Annotated in this window: 21 protein-coding genes; 8 read left to right on the top strand and 13 right to left on the bottom strand. The window is 65.0% G+C overall.

The genetic code is table 11. The features are described 5' to 3' along the window. Positions 1 to 30: 30 nt before the first annotated feature. Both WH367_RS08905 and WH367_RS08900 read right to left on the bottom strand, forming a co-directional pair. Positions 31 to 1227: a multidrug effflux MFS transporter gene (locus WH367_RS08905; protein ID WP_339535564.1), complete on the bottom strand. Its 1197-nt coding sequence runs from the start codon at positions 1225 to 1227 to the stop codon at positions 31 to 33. A 176-nt stretch (positions 1228 to 1403) separates the two neighbouring features. Then, positions 1404 to 3428: an acetoacetate--CoA ligase gene (locus WH367_RS08900; RefSeq protein WP_339535562.1), complete on the bottom strand. Its 2025-nt coding sequence runs from the start codon at positions 3426 to 3428 to the stop codon at positions 1404 to 1406. 746 nt (positions 3429 to 4174) lie between these two features. Between WH367_RS08900 and WH367_RS08895 the strand changes: the two genes are divergently transcribed. The 4 genes from WH367_RS08895 (at position 4175) to WH367_RS08880 (ending at position 6944) form a co-directional block, all read left to right on the top strand. After that, positions 4175 to 5230 (top strand): acyltransferase family protein, encoded by a 1056-nt coding sequence (locus WH367_RS08895; RefSeq protein WP_021026508.1) that lies wholly within the window; start codon positions 4175 to 4177, stop codon positions 5228 to 5230. Between the two features lie 103 nt (positions 5231 to 5333). After that, entirely contained in the window at positions 5334 to 5990 is a 657-nt protein-coding gene (locus WH367_RS08890) for a DUF924 family protein (RefSeq protein ID WP_339535560.1), read from the top strand. A gap of 106 nt (positions 5991 to 6096) precedes the next feature. Beyond that, entirely contained in the window at positions 6097 to 6639 is a 543-nt protein-coding gene (locus tag WH367_RS08885) for a ferritin-like domain-containing protein (protein ID WP_021026510.1), read from the top strand. A gap of 62 nt (positions 6640 to 6701) precedes the next feature. Then, a complete protein-coding gene (locus WH367_RS08880) occupies positions 6702 to 6944 on the top strand; it encodes a hypothetical protein (protein WP_021026511.1) in 243 nt (80 codons plus the stop codon). A gap of 213 nt (positions 6945 to 7157) precedes the next feature. On the opposite strand, the gene WH367_RS08875 is transcribed toward WH367_RS08880, so the two are convergent. The 8 genes from WH367_RS08875 to WH367_RS08840 all read right to left on the bottom strand — a co-directional run bounded on the left by WH367_RS08875 (position 7158) and on the right by WH367_RS08840 (position 15189). Continuing rightward, entirely contained in the window at positions 7158 to 7484 is a 327-nt protein-coding gene (locus WH367_RS08875; protein WP_339535558.1) for a DUF4148 domain-containing protein, read from the bottom strand. Between the two features lie 154 nt (positions 7485 to 7638). After that, on the bottom strand, positions 7639 to 7956 hold the full coding sequence (locus WH367_RS08870) for a hypothetical protein (protein ID WP_312990346.1): 318 nt from the start codon (positions 7954 to 7956) through the stop codon (positions 7639 to 7641). Between the two features lie 371 nt (positions 7957 to 8327). Next, a complete protein-coding gene (locus WH367_RS08865) occupies positions 8328 to 9125 on the bottom strand; it encodes a tRNA-uridine aminocarboxypropyltransferase (RefSeq protein WP_339535556.1) in 798 nt (265 codons plus the stop codon). Positions 9126 to 9192: 67 nt separating this feature from the next. Continuing rightward, positions 9193 to 9804: a class I SAM-dependent methyltransferase gene (locus WH367_RS08860; RefSeq protein WP_339515953.1), complete on the bottom strand. Its 612-nt coding sequence runs from the start codon at positions 9802 to 9804 to the stop codon at positions 9193 to 9195. A 105-nt stretch (positions 9805 to 9909) separates the two neighbouring features. Then, the gene (locus WH367_RS08855) at positions 9910 to 10254 is read right to left on the bottom strand and encodes a hypothetical protein (protein WP_339515955.1); all 345 of its coding nucleotides are present in this window, start codon (positions 10252 to 10254) and stop codon (positions 9910 to 9912) included. 39 nt (positions 10255 to 10293) lie between these two features. After that, complete coding sequence (locus WH367_RS08850) at positions 10294 to 10827, bottom strand: hypothetical protein (protein WP_339515957.1); 534 nt, start codon at positions 10825 to 10827, stop codon at positions 10294 to 10296. A 2-nt stretch (positions 10828 to 10829) separates the two neighbouring features. Beyond that, the gene (locus WH367_RS08845; protein WP_339515959.1) at positions 10830 to 12245 is read right to left on the bottom strand and encodes a hypothetical protein; all 1416 of its coding nucleotides are present in this window, start codon (positions 12243 to 12245) and stop codon (positions 10830 to 10832) included. 7 nt (positions 12246 to 12252) lie between these two features. Then, a complete protein-coding gene (locus WH367_RS08840) occupies positions 12253 to 15189 on the bottom strand; it encodes a DNA topoisomerase III (RefSeq protein ID WP_339535554.1) in 2937 nt (978 codons plus the stop codon). Positions 15190 to 15351: 162 nt separating this feature from the next. On the opposite strand from WH367_RS08840, the gene WH367_RS08835 reads away from it, so the two are divergent. From WH367_RS08835 to WH367_RS08825, 3 genes are read left to right on the top strand one after another with little or no spacing between them, the layout of a single operon-like run. Next, entirely contained in the window at positions 15352 to 16080 is a 729-nt protein-coding gene (locus WH367_RS08835) for an SET domain-containing protein (RefSeq protein ID WP_339535553.1), read from the top strand. Beyond that, positions 16077 to 16928: a biotin--[acetyl-CoA-carboxylase] ligase gene (locus tag WH367_RS08830; protein ID WP_339535552.1), complete on the top strand. Its 852-nt coding sequence runs from the start codon at positions 16077 to 16079 to the stop codon at positions 16926 to 16928. Before WH367_RS08835 ends, WH367_RS08830 begins: the two co-directional genes overlap by 4 nt. 40 nt (positions 16929 to 16968) lie before the next feature. Then, positions 16969 to 17811, top strand: a complete 843-nt coding sequence (locus WH367_RS08825; RefSeq protein WP_339535549.1) for an SPOR domain-containing protein — start codon at positions 16969 to 16971, stop codon at positions 17809 to 17811. Between the two features lie 12 nt (positions 17812 to 17823). On the opposite strand, the gene WH367_RS08820 is transcribed toward WH367_RS08825, so the two are convergent. Both WH367_RS08820 and WH367_RS08815 read right to left on the bottom strand, forming a co-directional pair. Continuing rightward, the gene (locus WH367_RS08820) at positions 17824 to 19278 is read right to left on the bottom strand and encodes a sensor histidine kinase (RefSeq protein ID WP_312986879.1); all 1455 of its coding nucleotides are present in this window, start codon (positions 19276 to 19278) and stop codon (positions 17824 to 17826) included. Positions 19279 to 19342: 64 nt separating this feature from the next. After that, the gene (locus WH367_RS08815) at positions 19343 to 20029 is read right to left on the bottom strand and encodes a response regulator (protein ID WP_021026639.1); all 687 of its coding nucleotides are present in this window, start codon (positions 20027 to 20029) and stop codon (positions 19343 to 19345) included. 276 nt (positions 20030 to 20305) lie between these two features. On the opposite strand from WH367_RS08815, the gene WH367_RS08810 reads away from it, so the two are divergent. Further along, a complete protein-coding gene (locus tag WH367_RS08810; RefSeq protein WP_084635769.1) occupies positions 20306 to 21247 on the top strand; it encodes an SdiA-regulated domain-containing protein in 942 nt (313 codons plus the stop codon). Positions 21248 to 21267: 20 nt separating this feature from the next. Here the strand turns inward: WH367_RS08810 and WH367_RS08805 are convergent, their stop codons facing one another. Next, complete coding sequence (locus WH367_RS08805) at positions 21268 to 21756, bottom strand: MarR family winged helix-turn-helix transcriptional regulator (protein ID WP_339535544.1); 489 nt, start codon at positions 21754 to 21756, stop codon at positions 21268 to 21270. Between the last annotated feature and the right edge of the window lie 21 nt (positions 21757 to 21777).

Below are 21777 nucleotides of genomic sequence, written 5' to 3'. Positions count from 1 at the left end.
GCAGCTGCGGGGCGTTGTCGTTGGCGGGTGTCACACCTTTGCGCCGCGTTTGCCGCCCAGGGTGATCCAGGTCAGCAGCACGCCGCACAGCGCGCCGGTGGCCATGCCCACCACCATCGGCAGCGGCTTGCCGCTGGAGAACAGGCCCACAATCTGCATGGCGACCGCACCGGTGAGCATCTGCAAGGTGCCCAGCAAGGCCGAGGCCGTGCCGGCAATCTGGCCATGCGCCTCCAGCGCCAGCACCGAGGTGGTGGGAATCACCAGGCCCATCAGGCCGCTGGCGACAAAGTACAGGCCAATCAGCACGGCGAGCTGGTCACCGCCCACCAGGTAGTAGGCCAGCAGGCAGCACATCACCACGCCGCTGGCGCTAGCGGCCAGCTTGACGACGGGCACCAGGCCAAAGCGCTTGCCCAGCATGCCGGTGAACTGCGCCGCGCCGATAAAGGCAATCGCATTGAACGCAAAGGCCATGCTGTATTGCGTGGTGCTGAGGCCGTAGTGGTTGATCAGCACAAAGGGCGAGCCGGCCAGGTAGACGAAAAAGCCCGCCATTGCACAGGCGCCGATAAACACCAGGCCCAGGTAGTGCCAGTCGCGCAGCAGCAGACCATAGGCCTGGAGCACACCGCCCAGGCTGCTGTCCACGCCGTTGTTGGACGCGCGCGTCTCGGGCAGGCCGCGCGCCATGGCCACCATGCCGATCAGCGCGGCCACTGCCACCACCCAGAACACCATGCGCCAGCCACCAACTGCAATCACTCCGCTGCCGGCCAGCGGCGCGAGGATGGGCGAGACGCTGAAGACCAGCATCAGCAGCGACATCATGCGCGCGGCCTCGTGGCCGGTGTGCAGATCACGCACCACCGCGCGCGGAATGGCCATGCCCGCTGCCGCACCCAGGCCCTGGATAAAGCGCAGCACCACCAGCGTGTGGATGTCCTGCGCCAGCGCGCAGCCGACACTGGCCAGCACAAAAATGGCCAGGCCCAGGTAGAGCGGCTTCTTGCGGCCCCACATATCGGCCAGGGTGCCAAACAGCGGCTGGCCCACGCCCAGCGCCAGGAAGAAGGCCGTCAGGCTGGCTTGCACGGCCCCGACGGGCGCTTGCAGGCTGGCGCCAATCTGCGGCAGGGCCGGCAGGTACATGTCAATGGCAAAAGGACCAATGGCGGATAGCAGGCCCAGGATAAACACCAGGCGCAGGGAAATGGATGAAGGCATACACGTTGCAGACACGCAGGCGGGTGGCCTGTGTGTCTTCAGGAGGAGGGTCGGAGGCGAGAAGGCGCTGTGGCGCGGGCCCTGGGGCTCAGGCGCCGAGGCTGGGGTGCCCAGCCGCTGCATCTCGATAGCTTTCCATTATCGCACTGTCCTTCCATCGCTGCAGCGCAGGGCTTTCAGCCAGCGGCCGGCTGGCTGAGCCGCGCCAGATGCTGAGCCGCAAATGCCTCGTACCAGGGCAGGCAGCCAGGGTTGGCCATGGTCTGCGGGTTCAGCACCTTGTCGGCGGGCTGGCCCAGCAGCAGTTTCTTGATCGGCAACTCGAGCTTTTTGCCGGTCAAGGTGCGCGGCACCTCGGCCACCTGCGCGATGGTGTCGGGGATAAAGCGGGGCGACAGGGCGGTGCGTATCGCCTGCTCAATGCGGCCCTGGATGGCGGCATCCAGCACCAGGCCATCGCGCAGCACCACAAACAGCGGCATATAGCTGTTGCGGCCCAGGTACTCCAGGTCGATGACCATCGAATCCTGCACCTCGGGCAGCGCCTCGATGGCGTTGTAGATCTCGCTGGTGCCCATGCGCAGGCCCTGGCGGTTGATGGTGGCGTCGCTGCGGCCATAGATCACGCAGCTGCCGTCGCTGTTGATCTGGATCCAGTCGCCATGGCGCCAGATGCCGGGCCAGTGGTCGAAATAGCTGTCCAGGTAGCGCTGCTTGCCCGTGTCGTTCCAGAAGTACAGCGGCATCGACGGAATCGGCCGGGTGCAGACCAGCTCGCCAACCTCGTCGCGCACGGCCTGGCCTTGCTCGTTCCAAGCCTCCACCGCATGGCCCAGCCAGCGGCATTGCATGCGGCCGGGCGCCTGGGGCAGGCTGCGGTTGCCGCCGATAAAGGCGCCACAAAAATCGGTGCCGCCCGAGATATTGCACCAGAACACCTCGCCGGCGCCGGCTGCCTGCAACTGGGCACTGCCCCAGCGCTGCACCTCGGGCGCGAGCGGCGAGCCAGTGCTGCCCAAGGTGCGCACCTGCTGCAGGCCAGGGATGGCACCCACGTCGAGCCCGGCTTTCATGCAATTGCTGAAATAGGCGGCACCCGCACCAAAGATGCTGGTGTGGTGGCGCGCGGCAAAACGCCAGAGCACGCCCCAGTCGGGCTGGCTGCTGCTGCCGGCCGGGTGGCCGTCGAAGATCGTGATCGTCGTGCCAAACAGCAGGCCGCTGACCTGGATGTTCCACATCACCCAGCCGGTGGAGCTGTACCAGAGAAAGCGCTCGCCGGCATGGCTGTCGCTGTAGCTGGCGCCCAGGTCGTTGTGCAGGCCCGCCACATGCAGGGCCAGCAGGATGCCGCCGGTGCCATGCACGATGGGCTTGGGCAGCCCCGTGGTGCCGCTGGAGTAGACGATCCAGATCGGGTGGTCAAACGGCAGCCATTCGGGCTCGAAGGCCGTCACGGCCTGCGCGTCCTGGCCAGTGGTGGCCCAGTCCCAACTGTGGCTGCCTACCGGCGCGGCGGCATAGGGGCTTTGCACGCGGATGCAGTGCTGCACCGTGGGCAGCTCGGCGAGCAAGGCCTGCACCACCGCACTGCGGTCCAGCGGCTTGCCGCCGTAGTAGACGCCATCGACGGCGATCAAGGCCTTGGGCTCGATCTGCTTGAAGCGGTCCACCACGGCAGCCACGCCCATGTCGGGGGCGCAGACGCTCCAGATCGCGCCCAGGCTGACGCAGGCCAGCATGGCGACCACCGTCTCGGGGATATTGGGCATATAGGCGGCCACGCGGTCGCCCCGGCCAATGCCCAGGCTGCGCAGTGCTACCGCCACCGAGGCCACCTGGCGCTGCAGCTCGGGCCAGGCCATCTCGCGCACCTGGCCGAGTTCGTTGTCGCTGACGATCGCCGGCACCCCGGCCTGATGGGCCGCTGCCGTATGGCGCAGCAGCTGGCGCGGCAGGCTGACCTGGGCGCCGCTGAACCAACGCGCATTCGGCATGGCATCGGCGCTCAGCACCTCGGTGATTGGCGTAGGCGATTCAAGCTGGTAGTAGTCCCAGATGCTGCGCCAAAATGCAGCCAGGTGCTCGACCGACCAGGCATGCATGGCCTCGTAGTCGTCAAAGTGCAGGCCATGCTGCTGGCTGAGCCATTGCGCGTAGTGCTCGATCTGGGGCTGGGGGGAGGGGGCAGAGGTGGTCATGGCAAAAGAAAAAGCGTAGCCAGAGCGTACGCAAAGCGGCGCGCGCTGGCATGGGGGTTAGCACGCAAGCTGTCACCCTGGCAGCAGGGGGCGCTGTTTCTGCTGGGCGCCCCGCCGATCCTGCTTGGCAATGTTATTTTTTGTCAGCCTGCCCAAGCCCTTTGCGGGCGCAGTGCCTGGCGAGCTGGCACAATTCGCGCCCGGGTGCTGACGGGCGCCTTTCGTCTTTTCCTACACAGCGCTTGGGGGCCTGCAGGCGATCATCGCCATGCAGGCTTTGCACATGGTGCGGAGCAGGCAAGGGGCCCCGGGCACAGACCCAGCGGGCCAGGCAAGGCAGAGGGGATGGACGGCGAGGAGCGGGCTTGCTGTGTCTGATGGCAGGTGCGCTGCATGCTGACTGCAAGATGCATGCATTTAGGCTGCATTGGTCACAAAATAATGCATCCACGCCGGAACTTAATCGATAGGCTCGGGTTCTCAATCGTCGCGCCCTGGCGCATGGTTGGTATTCCCTGCATGCCCTGGAGACCAGCGGCAATGCGGGGACCGCAAAGCCCGATGGGTCAGCTTTCGTGCCACTTGGCGCGTTAAGCACAGATGTTTAATTCCCAGCAAGCGCTGGTTGGTCAGCCTCCGGGCCTGCACCAAAACAGCGCAACAAATGACACCAAGTCTGGGAGCGCAACAACGGCTGAGGCCCTGTTGCGGTTAGATGGAGATCTTTGGTTTTGTCTGGATTCCGTATGAAATACAACCCTGCGCTCGATGGTATGCGCGCAGTGGCAATCGTCCTGGTGTTCCTGTCCCACGCCCATGCGCCGATGTTCGATGGCGCCTTCTTTGGTGTGGACCTGTTCTTTGTGCTCAGCGGCTTTTTGATCACCTCGCTGCTGCTGAAGGAACACCAGCAATCGGGCCGCTTGGACTTCTGGCGCTTCTACAAGCGCCGCTTTTTGCGCCTGGCCCCGGCCTTGCTGCTGTTCCTGGCCGCCTACTGGCTGTTTGCGCCGCTGATCTGGCCTGGCCTCGATGATGTGAACCAGGATGTTGTCGTCTCGGCGCTGTACCTGGCCGACTACGGCATCGCCTTCTTTGACAGCCCGGACACCTTGCTGCATATGTGGTCGCTGTCGGTGGAGGAGCATTTCTACCTGGTCTGGCCGCCGCTCTTGGTGCTGCTGCTGGCGCATACCGCGCGCAAGCAGCTGTGGCGCCCGGTGCTGCTGCTGGTGGCGCTGATGTTTGTCTGGCGCGCCTACTGGGTGGCCCAGGGCCAGCACTTCTACGAAATCTTCTTCCGCTTTGACACCCGTGCCACCGGCATGCTGCTGGGTAGCGCGCTGGCCGCTGTGGCCGTGCACCGCCCCGAGTGGATGGATGCGCTGCATGCGCGCCAGAAATACCTGCTGTGGCTGCTGCCGGTGCTGCCCTTTGCCGTGATTGGCTACGAGTGGGACGACGCCGGTGCGCTGCTCTGGGGCTTTGCGCTGGTGGAGCTGGTCGCTGCCGCCATCATCGTTGCGGTGAGCAAGCAAAAGGGTGTGCTGTTCGACATGCTGAGCCTGCCGGCCCTGGTCTGGGTGGGCAAGATGTCCTACGGTATCTACCTCTGGCACTACCCGGTTGTGCGCCTGCTGCGCGCCCATACCGACTGGCAGTGGGTGGTGATCCTGGGCCTGCCGATCTCGGCTGCGTTTGCCGCGCTGTCCTTCTACACCATCGAGCGCTGGGCGCTGGGCCTGCGCGACCGCTCCAGCAGCAAGCCGGTGCAGCAGCCTGCAGGCTCACGCACCGCATAAACGGCGGTCATCCCCCACCAAAGCCGGGCCTTGCCCGGCTTTGGTGTTTCTGCATGCTGCGGCTGCATGGTAAAAACGGGCTTTGATAGATACAGGCTTCGCCATGACTTCAGCTTCCGCACCCGCGCCTGCGTCCGCGCCTGCACCCGCGCCCATCGCCTCTGCCGACGAGGTGCTGCAATTCTGGCTGGGTAGCGCCCGCCCCTCCAGCAGCGAGGCGCTGCAGCACAAGCAGCAATGGTTCAGCAAGTCCGATGCCTTCGATGCGCGCATTCGCGCGCAATTTGGCGCCACGGTGCAGGCAGCGCTAACAGCTGACTTGCCTGGCTGGACCGACGGTGTCTGGGATACGCTGGCCCGCATCATCGTGCTCGACCAGTTCACACGCAATATCTACCGGGGCACGCCCGAATCCTTTGCTGGTGACCCGCTGGCGCTGCAGCTGGCGCTGGGCCTGTGCGACAGTGGCCAGGACCAAGCGCTGCCGGCAGTGGTGCGGGTGTTTGTCTATCTGCCGCTGGAGCATGCCGAGGATGCAGCCCTGCAGCAGCGCAGCGTTGATCTGGCCGCCCGCTTGCGCGACAGCCACCCGGCGCCCGCCGAGCTGCAGACCTATCTGCAAGGCACCTGGGACTACGCGCTGCGCCACCAGGCGGTCATCAGCCGCTTTGGCCGTTTTCCGCACCGCAATGCCATTCTGGGCCGCAGCAGCACGCCGCAAGAGCTGGACTACCTGGCCCAGCCCGGGGCAGGATTCTGAACTTTTAGCGCAAGCACAGTAGCCCTTGTCTCACAGACGCGGGGCTGCTGCGGGCTTACCTTGGAGGGGTAGTGTTTACAACAACCACCCACCAAAGGAAGCCGCGATGCTAGACAAAACCCGCACCCCGCTGGCGCTTGACTCCAAGCGTCTCGATGCCGCCAAGAAAAGCCTGGACCAGGGCGCCGTGCTGCCCAATGACTCGCCCTACCGCGAGGACATCATCCGCCTGCTCAACGATTCGCTGGCCACCGAGCTGGTCTGCATCCTGCGCTACAAGCGCCACCACTTCACCGCGACCGGCCTGGAATCGCCCGCCATTGCAGAGGAGTTCTTGGTACATGCCCAAGAAGAGCAGGCCCATGCCGACCGCATTGCGACGCGCATTGTGCAGCTGGGCGGTGAGCCCGACTTCAATCCCGACAGCCTGAGCGGCCGCAGCCATGCCGACTACAACGACGACATGGACCTGCATGCGATGATCCGCTCCAACCTGGTGGCCGAGCGCGTCGCCATCGAGGCCTACACGCAGATGGTCGACTTGATTGGCGACAAGGACCACACCACGCGCCGCCTGATCGAGCAGATCCTGGAGCAGGAGCAAGAGCATGCCGATGAGCTGTCGGACTGGATGAAAAAAGCCCAGTAAATGCCCCAAGCCCGAGCCGCAACCGAGTTGCGGTTTTTTTATGCTGATGGAGGAAGAAACGGATGACCGATACCGAAGCAACACGCAAGAACGCCAAGCACCTGCTCTACCTGATGGTGAATGAGGAACTGCTGCGCGCGGGCGATGGTTTGGATGCCGATGCCCTTGGCAATGTGCTGAAGCGCAATGGCGTCAGCGCTGCAGAGCAGCAGCCTGCCATGGACTATGCCTGTGAGCAAGGCTGGTTGCAGAAGGGCGAGAACGGCCAGCTGCAGATCACCGAAACTGGTTTTGCATTGGATTGAGACGTAAAAAGACCACTGCCGGCGAACCGGCAGTGGCTACCAAGAGCACGGCCCAGACGCAATGGGACAAGGTCTGGCCGGGCTACGCACTAAATGCGTTTTCGTTGTGTGGCGGGCATACCCGCTGTAATGTCTCTCAAGCCTCGCCCAATCGCGAAGGCCTGGAATCTGACCGCCCTGCCAGCGTCTGACTTGCAGAGCGGTTTGCTTCGCTTATTCGCCGAAGGATTCGCCTTCAGGCAGGGTGCCGGCGACCAGGGCTTCATGGGCCTGCTGCTGCACTTGGGCACGGCTGAGGCTGGATGTGCGGCTTTCTGCACCCAAGGTGTTGATGCGGTCACCGATCACGGCCATCGAGCCATTGCGCTGGGCTTCGCTCACCTGGGCCTGCACGTCGGCGCGGGTCAGGGTGCTGTGGGCAGCAGGGTAGGCGGGGTAGTCCGAGCCATTGCCCACGGGGGCGGTGGTAGCGGCGCTGGCAGCACCGGCAAACACCAGACCAGCGGCCATCATCAAAGCGGACATATTGCGTGCAAACATGGTTTCTCTCCACGGACCCGCGCTGCTGGCAAATCACTGATTTGCGCGGTAAGAGCGGCGGCGTCCAAAAAATAGGTTGATTCGAAATTTTTGGGGGAGCGCTGCGAGAGTGGCCTGCGGCCCACTCTCAGAGCGTCAGCGCGTCTGCCCGGGCTTATTCGCCGAAGCTTTCGCCTTCGGGCAGGGTGCCGGCAACGCGTGCGTCGTGGGCGGCTTTCACCACTTCGGCGCGGGAGAGGTTGCTGCTGCCCTTTTCAAAGGCATTGGCTTGCAGCTGGTCGCCCTTGAACAACAGGGTGCCGTTCTTTTGGGCTTCGACAAATTGCGCTTGCACATCGGCGCGGCTCACGGCGCTGGTGGCGGCAACATGGGGAGCAATCGACTGGTCGCCTTCAAAGGGATTGGCCTGGGCAACACCGGCACCCAACATCAGAGCAGCTACACCGGCGATCGAGAAAATACGTGCGTTCATTTTTAACTCCTGGAGAACTCCAGCGACTCACCATGAGGGGCTGGTTCGCTCAACGGGTGGTGCGGTGCACCTTGTGTGGTTCTCGTTGATCGATGTAGTTAGTGTATGCACCGCCCCGCTTCCGATAAATAGCCTAAATCGGAATAGATTGTTCTGAAAAACGATCTAATTTTTTGGCGGCCATGCAATCGTCCCGGCAGGGCCCGGTACGCACTGCTCTCGCTGGAAAGGCGCATACGTAGGAGAATTCCGGCAAACCTGGCGTTTGACTGTGCCGCAGAACTTCTTGGTTAACCCTGTCAGGGTTGACGCGGGGTGTTGGCTGCCACAGCAACCAGATTAGCTATGGATATACGACAGTGACAGTGCTGTCACAGAGGGTTTTGCAGCCGCAGGAGCTGCTGGTGCGCGGCGCTGCGCCAGTCGGGCGGCAGCTGGTGCTTGGCCTGCAGGTAGTGGTGGGTGTAGATGTCCAGGTAGGTTTCCAGGGTCTGCGCCGCGCGCTGGTCGCCGGCCAGATCCAGGCAGAGGGCTGCGACCTCGGCGGTGCAGAAATGGTCATCGCGGCGCGAGCGCCGCAGCTGGTAGCGCGAGATCTGCTCGGGGTGCAGGCTGAGCACTGGAAAGCGGTCCAGATAGGGGCTCTTGCGGAACATCTTGCGTGCCTCGGGCCAGGTGGCATCGAGCAGGATAAACAGCGGCCTGCGGCCTCCCTCTGGCGGGGATGGCGCGGGCAGCTGCTGCACGGCGCGGCCGGGCTCATGCACAAACTCCTGAGGAAAGACCACATAGGGCTGCCATTGCGGATCGGCCAGCAGCGCTTCCAGCCCAGCATCCCTCTCTGTGCGTGACCAGCCAAAGGCCCAGGTCTCGGCCACCACATCGGCAATCAGCCAGCCGGTGTTGCTGGGCTTGAGTGGCTCGGCATCGTGCATCAGCAGGCATACGCCCGCCGTGGTGGCCTGCGTGGGCCGCAGCGCGCAAAGGCAGTGGCTGGGGCGCAGCCGGCAGCCCTCGCAGCGCTCCCCCTTGGGGCCGCCTCGGGCCAGAAAAGGGCGGGTGCTGCGCTGCAGCCGCTCGGCGCGCAGGCGCGAGACAGCATGGGGGGCGAGGGCGCCAGCGGTGTTGGCGGCCTCGCTGGCAAGGGGGGAAGAGGGCTGGGATGACACGGGCGCTATTGTCGTCGCCCTGCCCAACCAAGCAGCGCAGCGGGATTAGCGCTGCCCTTGGCGCCGCTCAGTTCTGCACTGCTTCCAGCGCAAACAGCGGCACATCGGCGCGCCGGCTTAGCCAGACGCCGCCGCCCAGCTCGGTAAAGCCCTGGGCCAGGCCTCGGCGGTAGAGCTCGGCGCGGTGGCGGTAGAGGCGCGGGTCGGTCAGCGCGTCGTCGATGATGTCGCGCTCATAGTCTTCGCGCGCGACGGCTTCGACATAGAGCGCGCCCCGGCTCAGCCGGCCCAGATTGGCCAGTGCCAGCTTCAGATCGGCCGGGCTCAGGTAGGGCAGCACGCCTTGGCAGATCACCAGGTCAAAGGGCTGGCCATCGGCCGGCGCATAGTCCACGACCGAGCCCTGCTCCCAGCCATAGCGCTGGCACAGGTACTCGCTGTACTCCACCCCGTGGTAGCTGGCCTGTGGAAAGTGCTGTGCAATCGCATCGCGCCACAGGCCGATGCCGCAACCGACATCCAGCACGCGCTGCACCGGCACGCGCACGTATTGCAGGTAGCTGCAGACAAAGGCGCCCAGGCGCGCGGCATGCGCGGGGTCCACCACGCTGGTTTTCTTGTCGAAATAAAAGCGCTGGTAGTACGCCTCGTCAAACCATTGCCTGTCCGCTGATTGCACGCATGTCCTTTATCGATGCAATGCAGCACCACGTTGCATTGCGCAGGCAGTATCGCGCAGATGGCGCACGCGGGTGGGGCACTGCGGTATTGGCAGCGGGCCGGTTCAGCGCGGGATCACGGACAGGTTCTCCGGCACGATCTGCTCCTGGCTGCCTGCCGGGCAGGGGCCGTCGGTGTAGATGGTCTGGCCGCCCAGCTGGCATTTGCGCGGCACGGCTGCGGGCCGTGCCTGGCCGCTGCTGCCGTCGGGCGCAGCGCGCCGCGCCTGGCTGCGCTGCAGCTCTTCAGCGCTGGGTGGAGGAGGAGACGAGGCCTTGCGCCACAGCCCGCTGGCGGCCTGCTCGGCATCACCGATGAGCGCCGGGCCACGCCAGGCGTACACGGCGGCAGCGCAGGCCACCACCAGGGCCAGCCAGATCAGCCGGCGGTAGGCAGGGCGCAGGTACATGGCAGCGGCAATGGAGGTTGGGGCATGGCAGGCACTGTATCAGCCCCCTTGGTAGAAGCGCAAATCCAGGTACAGCAGCAAGAAGGCCAGCAGGCTGATGCCCCGGTTCAAGCGCCGGGCCAGCGGCAGGTAGGCTGCGCTGAAATACCACGGCCGGTGCGCGGGCAGGTGGCGCAGGATGTAGAGCAGCCCCATCTCCTGCATATTGCTGAAGTGCGGCTGGCTGTCCTTCTTGAGCTTTTGGATGATGGCGGCATCGCTGAGCATCACCACCGACAGCACGGTGGCGATGATGACAGCGCCCAGCAGCCACTGTTGCCACGGCTGCGTGTGGGGCCAGTTCAGGCTCAGGCTGAACCAATGGCTCATCATCAGCACGGCCAGCACCGCAAACAAGCGGTAGAAGATGGCGCGCCAGTGTGCAGGGCTGGGCTCGGCTGCATGGCCTTGGCGCTGCGCCTCGCGATCAATGATGCGGGCGAGCAGCCAGGCCATGCCATGAAAGCTGGCTTCCAGCAGCAGATAGATGCCTGCAGCCAGGGCCAGCAGCTGCAGCGGCTCGCCCTTGGCCATGCTCAGCGCTGCTGGCAAGCGGCGGTGACGCCGCTTTGGCACATCTCGCGCTGCGCGCTGTCAAAGATCAGCTTTTTGACGGCGGGCATGTCGACAAAACCACCGATGTCCAGCTGGATGGTCTTGTCAAAGGTGTTGTCGAAGGTGAAGAACTCCAGCACCGCAACGTCTCCCTTTTTGCGCTGGGCCTGGTAGAAGTCCAGGCCACGCTGCACCTCATCCAGCACCCGGGATTCGACGAGGCGCTCGGGCTGGCCTTTTTCGATGTTCTGCCGGGCATCGAACTCCAGCACGCCGTTGTTGCTCGACTCGGTCAGCACCAGAATCTTGCCCTTGCTGCCGATCTTGGCCAGCTCCTTGCGCAGCATCTCGGTGGCCGCCGTCATGCGGCATTGGTAGAGCTGGTCGAGCAAGACCTTGTCCTGCTGCTGTGGCGTGGGGCGGCCCGCAGCCTTGTCGGCGGCACTGGACTGGCGCACAGGGCCATCCTGGTAGAAGGACAGCTGCGCGCGCAGCTCGGACATGGTCGTGTAGGCGCTGATATCGCATTCGCCCCCGCGCACCTGCTTCTTTAATAGCGGCAGCATGTTTTCGTAGAGCCGGTCCTGCAGCGCGGTGGACAGGTAGAAGTCAAAGCCATACAGGTCATAGCCGCGCGGAACGCCGCCGCCGGTGTAGAGGTTGCCGGCATTGTCATAGGTGGTCAGCCGGAACTGCGCGATGTCCTTGAGCCATTGGAGGTCCGCCGCCGTGGCCTGGTCGCCCAGGCTGCTGAGGGTTTGGCGATGGCCGTCGAGGGTTTGCACATAGCGCACGGCCTCCTGGTCCACCATCTTGGCAAACTCGGCATTCACCATGCCGCTGGCAAAGATCACGCCCAGCTTGACGTTCTTGATGCCGTGCTCGCGGAGCATTGTGCGCACCGTGGTGGCAATGCGCTCCAGATCTGCCTTGGGGATGCCGTGCAGATAGGGCTCATCGGCGATGAACACCGTGGCCACCTGGGCCTGGTAGCGCTGGATCACGGCCATGTAGGGCTGCAGAATCTTGCGCGCCTCGGCCTCTTGCGGGATCACCCGCAGCTTGTTGTGCGCCTGGGGCGCCATGGCCTTGTCCTGCCAGCCAGCACTCGCACCGTTGGCATCTACGGCGCGGTAGCGGATGGGGATCTGGTCCAGTGGCTTGCGGCTGTTGAGCACCGGCCCCAGGTCCAGATCCAGTCGGGTGGCCGAGCCTTTGACGGCCTGGAGGTTTTTCTCCAGGTCTTCAGGGCTGTGCACATTGATATGGGCGGTAGCCACCTTGCCGACAAATTCCGGATGTACGCCGGGCGGCGCGAACAGGGCAATCTGGGCATGGCTGTGCGCCCCCCACAGGAGGGCGCTGCAGGCGAGGGCCTGGCAAAGAATGCGGCGCATCAAGGTATCAGCTCACATGCTTGCCAACAATGCCGGCGATCTCGAACATGCTGATCTGGTCCTTGCCAAACAGCGGCTGCAGCTTGGCGTCGGCATTGATCGCGCGCTTGTCCTTGGCGTCCTGCAGGCCGTTGGCCTTGATGTAGTCCCAGAGCTTTTTGATGACTTCGGGGCGGGACGTGGCCTCGCTGCCGATCACGGCGGCCAGCGCGGGGCTGGGGGTCAGCGTCGCGGCGACCTTGCGCGGCGTCTTGGCGGCGGACTTGGTGGCTGTCTTGGTAGCGGTTTTGGCCGCTGTCTTGGTGGCCTTGGCAGCGGTCTTGCTTGCGGTCTTGGTGGCCGTCTTGGTAGCGGTCTTGGCGGCTGCGCCCTTGCGCGGCGGGAACTTGCTGTCGCGCGGCTCGAACTCGAAGTTCACCTTGCCGGCTTCCTTGTCCCAGGCCAGGAAGGCCTTGAAGCTGCGCCGCGTGCGGTTGGAGACGAACTTGTCGAGCAGGTCGGTCTTGCCGGTGGCCAGCAGCTTGGCCATCTGGTCGCGCTCGATGGGCTGCTGCAAGATGATCTGGCCGCTCTTGAAGTCGCAGCTGGGCGTGGGCTGCTGGGCCGTGGGGACGGCCTTGCTGCAGACATAGTTGGCGCCATGCTCGAACACCGGTGCGCCGCACTTGGGGCAGGCGCCCAAGGTGTTCTGGCTGCCAAAGTCCACCAGCTCACCCGATTCCTCGTCGGACTTGTTGTCCTCGAACAGGAACTCGAACTTGTAGTTGTTGTTGTCCTCGTCGCGCACGATGGCCACTTCGGCGGCAAAGGGCCAGCCGGCCTTGGAGCGGAAGCCGTCGAGCGGGCCGATCTTGCGATCGCGCAGCAGCTGGTCGGCCTCGGCGGTCTCGAAGGTGCGGCCGGCAGGCGATTTGGTGAACGAGAAGCCGCAGCCCTCGCCGTTGCCGCCCACGCCGGTGCAGGCATAGCGGCGGTAGTTTTCCTTGACCACGCCGCCGCAGTTGGGGCAGGGCGCGGACAGGGTGGCGTAGTCGCCGGGGATGGTGTCGCGGTCGTATTCCTTGGCCTTTTTCACCAGGCGCTCGGTCATGGCCTGGATCTCGGCCATGAAGGCTTCGCGCGAGAGCTGGCCCTTTTCCATCTGCGCGAGCTTGTACTCCCACTCGCCGGTCAGGTCGGCACGCGAGAGTTCTTCGACCTGCAGCCCGCGCAGCAAGGTCATCAGCTGGAAGGCCTTGGCCGTGGGGATCAGCTCGCGGCCTTCGCGCAGCATGTATTTTTCGGTCAGCAGGCCTTCGATGATGGCCGCGCGCGTCGCAGGCGTGCCCAGGCCCTTTTCCTGCATGGCTTCGCGCAGTTCGTCGTCGTCGATCTGCTTGCCGGCGCTCTCCATCGCACCCAGCAGGGTCGCTTCCGAGTAGCGGGCAGGTGGCTTGGTCTTGAGGCCCTTGGGCTCGACCGGGTCGGCCGTGGGCTTCTCGCCGGGCTGCACCGGCACCAGGTTCTGGCCCTTGTCGCCTTCCTTGGCGTCTTCCACTTCGTGGGCCGCTTCCTTGCCGTAGATGGCCAGCCAACCGGGCTTGACCAGCACCTTGCCTTCGGTCTTGAAGTGGTGGTCGTCAATTTGACTGACGCGCGTGGTGACCTGGTGCTCGGCGCTGGGGAAGAACACTGCCATGAAGCGGCGCACCACCAGTGTGTAGAGCTTGTGCTCGGCCTCGCTCAAGGCGCCCGGCGCCTGCGTGGTCGGGATGATGGCAAAGTGGTCCGAGACCTTGCTGTTGTCAAAAATGCGCTTGTTGGCGCGGATGTAGTTGGCACCAATGGCCTGCTGCGCAAATGGCGCGAGCTGCTGCATATTGCTGTGGGCCAGCATCTCGAAGGTCTGGCGCGCGACGGGCAGGTAGTCCTCGGGCAGCGCGCGCGAATCGGTACGCGGGTAGGTCAGTGCCTTGTGGCGCTCGTACAGCGCCTGGGCCAGCGCCAAGGTGGTCTTGGCCGAGAAGCCGAACTTGCTGTTGGCCTCGCGCTGCAGGCTGGTCAGGTCAAACAGCAGCGGTGAGGCCTGGGTGGTGGGCTTGGACTCTTCGGTCACCGTGGCGGGCTTGCCGCGCACGGCCTCGGCAATCGCCTGGGCCTCCTGCTGGCTCCAGACGCGGTCGGCGCGCGCCTCGGCATCGTCGCTTTTCTTCCAGGCCGGGTTGAACCACTTGCCTGGGTAGGCGCCCGCCTGGGCGTTGAACTCGCCGTGGATTTCCCAGTAGTTGCGGCTGACGAACTTGCGGATCTTTTCCTCGCGCTCGACGACCAGCGACAAGGTGGGGGTCTGCACACGGCCCACGGTGGTCAGGAAGAAACCGCCATCGCGCGAGTTGAACGCGGTCATCGCCCGCGTGCCGTTGATGCCCACCAGCCAGTCGGCTTCGGAGCGGCTGCGGGCGGCATCGGCCAGGCCCAGCATCTGGTTATCGGAGCGCAGCTTGTTGAAGCCGTCACGGATGGCTTGGGGCGTCATCGACTGCAGCCACAGGCGCTGGATCGGCTTGCCCAGGCCGCCCTTGGCGCCACCGGCGTATTGCTCGATCAGGCGGAAGATCAGCTCACCTTCGCGGCCCGCGTCACAGGCGTTGATCAGCGCGGTGACATCCTTGCGCTTGGCCAGCTTGACGACGGCGTTCAGGCGCGTCTTGGTCTTGTCGACGGGCTTGAGCTCAAAGTAAGGCGGGATGACCGGCAGATGGGCAAAGCTCCACTTGCCGCGTTTGACATCGAATTCTTCGGGGGCCTGGATCTCCACAAGGTGACCCACCGCGCTCGTCACGATGAAGGTATCGGCTTCAAAGTAGTCGTCGTGTTTGGCAAATTGGCCTGCCACCGGCGTCAGTGCACGAACAATGTCTTGTGCAACGGACGGCTTTTCTGCAATGACCAGGGTCTTGGACATGGGTTCACTCTCATCAAACTGGGGTCTGCCAACACTGTGGGTTGCTGGCTCTCTGAGCACGCTCTTACAATGCACGCTTTACGCGCATGTGCGCGGGCGCCTGCATGTGTACGTGTGCGCACATGCGCATGTGCTTATTTTTAAAGTAGCAGAAAAAATCCCATGCCGAACCATGTTCCCCATTTTTCAACAGGTCGTCGTATCCAGGTACGGCGTTCGGGCGTGCACGGCAGGGGCGTTTTTGCGTTGCAGGATATCGCAGAAGGCGAAGTCATTGTCGAATATGCGGGCAAGGTCATCAGCTACGAAGAAAGCCAGCGCCGCCACCCGCACGACCCGGACCACCCCAACCACACTTTCTTTTTCCAGATCGATGGCGACCGCGTCATCGACGGGGGCGATGGCGGCAACTCGGCCCGCTGGATCAACCACAGCTGCGAGCCCAACTGCTTTGCCGAAGAGGCCGATGACCGCATCTTCATCAGCGCGCTGCGCAATATCAGCGCGGGCGAGGAGCTGGGCTATGACTATGGCCTGATCATCGAAGAGCGCTACACCGCCAAGCTCAAGGCCGACTACGCCTGCCACTGCGGCGCGGCCGAATGCCGGGGCACGATGCTGGCGCCCAAGCGCGGCTGGAAGCCCAAGGTGCCCGCCTCGGATTTACCCGAGCCGGTGCTGCCCAAGAAGCGCAAGGCCAAGGCAGCATCTGCCGATGCGGCGAAGCCCGCCAAACCTGCCAAAGCGGAAAAGCACAAGGCCCAGGCCGCAGACAAGGCCCTGGGCAAGGAAAAGGACAAGGCCAAGGCCAAGGCCAAGAAAAAGAGCGACAAGAAGGCCAAAGCCGATAAAAAGACCCAGGGCGCCAAGGCCGCCAAGGCGGGCGCATGAGCGAGGCGCAGAACACGCCGATCCGCTGGCCTGCTGAAGCGATCTGGGAGGCGGTGGAGCCGCAGTTGCCGGGCTTCACGATCGAGGTGCTGCCCAGCATCGACTCGACCAACACCGAGCTGATGCGCCGCGCGCGTGCCGGCCGGCAGGAACCCATCTTGCTGGTGGCCGAGCAGCAGACGGCAGGGCGCGGCCGCATGGGCAAGCCCTGGCGCAGCGAGGTGGGTGACTCGCTGCTGATGTCGCTGGGCCTGCCGCTGGCGCCAGCCGACTGGTCGGGCCTGTCGCTGGCTGTTGGTGTGTCGGTGGCGCAAAGCCTGCAGCCCCAGCTGCCCGAGGCAGGCTCAAGCACTCCGACGATTGGCCTCAAATGGCCCAATGACCTCTGGCTGACCGGCGACCACAAGCTGGCCGGCATCCTGGTCGAGACCGCCAGCTTTGTCTCGGCCCGCACGCATGCGGGTGATGGCCAGCAGCAGGCCGAGCGCTATGTGGTGATCGGCATCGGCATCAATGTGCAGGCCCCGCAGGCCGAGGGCCTGTCGACCATTCCCGGCAGCCTGCAGATGCTCGACAGCCGCTGGGATGCACCGCAGGCGCTGCAGGCCGTGGTGCCGCCGCTGGTGGCCGCCATCCAGGCCTTTGCGCAGCACGGCTTTGCACCGCTGCAGGCGGCCTATGCGGCGCGCGATGCGCTGGCGGGCCGTGAGGTCGGGCTGAGCGATGGCACCGCTGGCCTGGCGCTGGGTGTGGCCGCTGATGGCGCCCTGCGCGTGCAGACGGCCGCTGGCGTGGTCGATGTGACCAGCTCGGAAGTCAGCGTGCGGCCCCAGGCGGGCGCGGCCTGAGCGCGCCACAGGATCAGAGAACCAACAGACAGGAGCGGAGATGATTCGTTTTGCCATCGTGCTGCTGCTACTGGCCAATGCCGGCTACTACGCCTTCTCGCAAGGCATGCTGCGCAGCCTGGGCTGGGGCCCGGAAGACCCCTCCGAGCCCGAGCGGGTGCAGCAGCAGGTCAAGCCCGAGGCGCTGCGCATTCTGACCTCGCAAGAGGCCAAGCAGGCCCAGGAGCAGGCCCGCACGGCTCCCGCAGAGCCCGCCCCGGTGCCGGCACCGGTGGCCGCTCCCGCGCCTGAGCCCGCTGCTGTTGCGGTGGCGGAGCCGGCCGCCGACAGCGCAGACAAAACGGCTGCCGAAGCCGACAAGCTCGTGGCAAAACCAACGGACAAAGCAACGGACAAGCCCGCCGACAAGCTGGCAGACAAAGCGGAGAAGCCGGAGAAAAAGGAATGCCTGGTGGCCGGCAGCTTTGACGCCAAGCAGGTTGATGCGCTGCGCCTGCAGCTGGCCAAGCTGCCAGAAGGCAGCTGGCGCCTGGACAGCAGCACCAGCGCCGGTCGCTGGATGGTCTATGTCGGCAAGTTCAGCAGCCAGGAGGCGCTGGACACGCGCCGCGACGAGCTGCGTGCGCTCGACATCAGCACCGACCGCGCCCGCATCGCCAGCCTGGAGCCGGGCATCTCGCTGGGGCGCTTCTCCAGTGAAGAGGCGGCCGAGCGCCATCTGGCGACCATGGGCAAAAAAGGCGTGAGCGGCGCCAAGGTGGTGGTCGAGCGCCCCGAGGCCGTGAGCTACACCGTGCGCTGGCCCAAGATGGATGCGGTCACCAAGAAGCGCGTGCAGAGCTGGCATGTGATGGACGGCAAGGATCTGCGCAGCTGCTCCTGATGGCTGCGCCGTTCAGCTGGACGGCTGCGGCGCCAGCGTGGTCTGAAAGCACACGCTGAACACCACGCCGCGCTGGGCCTGGCGCGGGTGGGCGTCTTCCAGGCCCACGGTAGCGCCATGCTGGCGCGCGATTTCCTGCACGATGGGCAGGCCCAGGCCCGAGCCATCGACCTCGCTGCCCAGCACGCGGTAGAAGGGCTGAAAAATACGCTCGCGCTCTTCCTCGGGAATGCCGGGGCCGGAGTTCTCCACCTGCAGCACGATCACATGGCCAAAGGGGTCGGCCATCAGGCGCACATTGATGACGCCCGGCGCGCTGGCGCTGGATGGCGTGTAGTTGATCGCGTTGTCCAGCAGGTTGCGCACCAGCTCGCCCAGCAAGGTGGCATTGCCGTTGACCCAGACCTCGCGGTCATCGACCTGCATGCCGTCGTAGCCCATGTCGATATGCTTGGCCAGGGCCCGGTCAATGCCGTCGTGCATGGCGTCGAGCACAATCTCGGCCAGGTTGCAGGGCGTGCGCTGCAGCAGCGCGCTGGGCCCTTCGGCGCGCGCCAGCGACAGCAACTGGTTGACCGTGTGCGTGGCGCGAATGCTCGAGCGCCCGATCTGCTGCAAGGACAGCTTGAGGTCGTCTTCCTTGGCATCGGCGCGCTGGGCCATCTCGGCCTGCATGCGCAGGCCCGCCAGCGGGGTCTTGAGCTGGTGCGCGGCATCGGCGAGAAAGCGCTTCTGCGTGGCCAGCGAATCGTTGAGGCGCTCGAGCAAGCCATTGACCGAGTCGACCAGCGGCACCACTTCGAGCGGCACATCCTTGTGCTGGATCGGCGAGAGGTCTTCGGACTTGCGCGCGCGGATGCGCTCTTCGAGCAGGTGCAGCGGCTTGATGCCGCGCGCCAGCGCCAGCCAGACCAGCAGCACCGCCAGCGGCAGGATTACGAACTGCGGCAGCATGACGCCCTTGATGATTTCAGTGGCCAGCACGCTGCGCTTCTCGCGTGTCTCGGCAACCTGGATCAGCGCTAGGTTGGGCTCGGGCAGCGACAGCTGCACCCAGATCCAGGCGATACGCACATCGACGCCGCGCAGCTCGCCATCGCGCAGCTGGACCATGCCGACGCTGCGCTCCAGGTCCTTGGCGGGCATGGGCAGTGCCGATTCGCCCGCGAGGAACATGCCCGACGGCGTGGTCACCTGGTAGTACACCTTGTCGGCATCGTCGGCGCGCAGGATCTCGCTGGCCGGCAGCGGCAGGTTGAAATAGGTTTTGCCGCCCTGCACCCCCACCAGCTGCGCCAGCGCATGGGCGTTGTATTCGAGCGCGCGGTCAAAGGGCTTGTTGGCCAGGTCCTGGGCCACCAGCCAGGTCAATGCCAGCGATACGGGCCACAAAAGCAGCAGCGGCGTGAGCATCCAGTCAAGGATCTCTCCGAACAAAGATCGCTGCTCGCTGCGAAACAGGGCCAAGGCTGTCCTTGCGTGAATGGGGCCGGGGGCGGCCATCGCCCCGTTGTGGCCGGAGGGTGGGGGTTCAGTGCGGGGCCGGTGGCTGGATCTTCTCCAGGCAATAACCCAGGCCACGCACGGTGGCAATGCGGATGGGGCCCTTTTCTATCTTCTTGCGCAGGCGGTGGATATAGACCTCGATCGCATTGGTGCTGACCTCCTCGCCCCATTCGCACAGGCGCTCGACCAGCTGGTCCTTGCTGACCAGCCGCCCCGAGCGCTGCAGCAGCACCTCCAGCAGGCCCAGCTCGCGGGCCGACAGCTCCAGCATGCGGCCGTCGAATGTGGCCACGCGCCCGGCCTGGTCATAGGCGAGTGGCCCATGCTGGATCAGGCTGGTGCTCATGCCCACGCCCCGGCGCGTGAGCGCCCGCACACGGGCTTCGAGCTCGGACAGCGCAAAGGGCTTGGCCATGTAGTCATCGGCGCCCAGATCGAGGCCTTGGACCCGGTCGTCCACGCTCTCGGCGGCGGTGAGAATCAGCACCGGAATGGCCGAGCCCCGGGCGCGCAGCTTTTTGAGCACTTCGAGCCCATGCATGCGCGGCAGGCCCAGGTCCAGAATCAGCAGATCAAAAGCATTGTTGGCCATCAGGGCGGCATCGGCCTCGGTGCCGTTGGAGACATGGTCGACCACGGCGCCGGAGTTGCGGAGACTGCGCAGCAGGCCATCGGCCAGCACCTGGTCGTCCTCGGCAATCAGTATTCGCATGCGGTCTCCTATCGGTGTTGTAGTCGTGATGTGGATGGTGTCAATGATTCTAGGCGAGTCCATGGCCTTGCTGGCCACCTAAGCATAGATCAAAGCGGGTGGGCCGCAAGGCCGTGGTGTGAGGTCCTGAGCCCCTGTTTTTTTGTTGCACAGACGTAAAACCGACCCTGGCGTCATCAAACCGAGGCTGCTCTCACGTAGGATAGCGCCTCGTCTTGACCAGAACACGCGGGCATCCGGCCTGTGGCTGGTGGGGTGTGACTGCAGCAGGTGGTGATGAGACCAGGGCCCAAGGTACAGGTGAGGTGGCAGGCGTCGCAGCGGCAGCGCCGCCTGGTGTTGGTCACGGCCTTGCTGGTGTTGACTGCCTTGTACCTGCAGTGGCACCACGTCATTGCCATGCCGGGGCATACCGATGCGCTGCAGTCGGCACCGCGCTCGGCTCCACCTGCCAACCTGCCGCACTACCAGGTCAGCATCGATGCCAAGGTGGTCAGCGGCATTGCCGACAACCTCTCTGGCCTGGCCTTCAACCCCGAGACCCAGACCTTGTTTGCGGTGACCAACCGCCCGCCCCAGATTGCCGAGCTGAGCACCGATGGCCGCTTGCTGCGGCTGGCGCCGCTGCTGGGCGCCCGCGACACCGAAGGCATTGCCCATATCCAGGGCGACTGGTTTGCGATTGCCGACGAGCGTACCAACCGCATCCACTGGGTGCAGTTTGGCAAGGGCGTGACCGAGGTGTCGCTGGAGCACAGCCCCTATGTGCAGCTCAATGACATTGCCATCAAGAATTTTGCGCTTGAAGGCCTGGGCTGGGATGCCAAGCGCCAGCAGCTGCTGGCCGTGACCGAGAAATGGCCGATGCAGGTGCTGGTGATGGATGCGCCGCTGTCCAAGCTCAAGCCGGGCCTGGTCGATATGAAAGTCTCGACCTGGGAGGTGCCGGCGGTGGACGACATGCCCAGCACCGATCTGGCCGCCATCGAGGTCGATCCGCGCAGCGGCAACCTGCTGCTGCTGGGGGAGGAATCGTCGGTGCTGTACGAGTACAGCCGCGCCGGCGACCTGCTCAGCGTGATGCCGCTGTGGGCCGATATGGCGGGGCTGGCCGAGCGGGTGCCGCAGCCCGAAGGCCTGGCCATGGACAACAGCGGCAATATCTACATCGTCTCCGAGCCCAACCTGTTCTACAAATTCGCGCGCAAGCGCCGCTGAACGCGGCCAGGCGCAGCCGCTCAGCTGTCGGCCCCATACACCTCCAAACCGAGCTTGACCACGGTGGCGACCTGCTCGCCGACCTCGGCGCGGAACTCCGCCTCGGCCTGGCTGACGGCGCGCTCAAAGGCCTGCAGCCACAGCAGGCCGGTCTCGGTAAAGCGCACCGTGCGGGCGCGGGCATCGCGCGGGTCGCGCTCACGGGTCACCAGGTTCCAGGCTTCGCACTGGTCCACCAGTTGAGCCATCGCCTGCTTGCTCATGCCGGCGCGCGCTGCCAGGTCCACCAGGCGGTCGCCGGCCAGCGACAGGTGGCGGGTGATGTGGATGTGGGCGGCACTCACCTGGTCGCGCTCGGCCAGGTGCGACAGCGCCAGCGGCACGGCCTCGTCCTGGGCCATCAGCTGCAGCACGCGCGCATCAAAACGGCGCATCGCATGGCCCAGCAGGCGGCCCATATGGGTCAGGCGCCAGCTGTCGTCGGGCAAATGGGGCAGAAGAATGGGCATGGTGAGCGGGTCTGCAAGGGC

This window comes from Comamonas sp. MYb21 (assembly GCF_037479395.1).
In the GTDB taxonomy this organism is placed as follows: domain Bacteria; phylum Pseudomonadota; class Gammaproteobacteria; order Burkholderiales; family Burkholderiaceae_C; genus Comamonas.
Note: the sequence above shows the minus strand (reverse complement) of the source record. Positions and strands in the feature narration are given on the sequence as shown.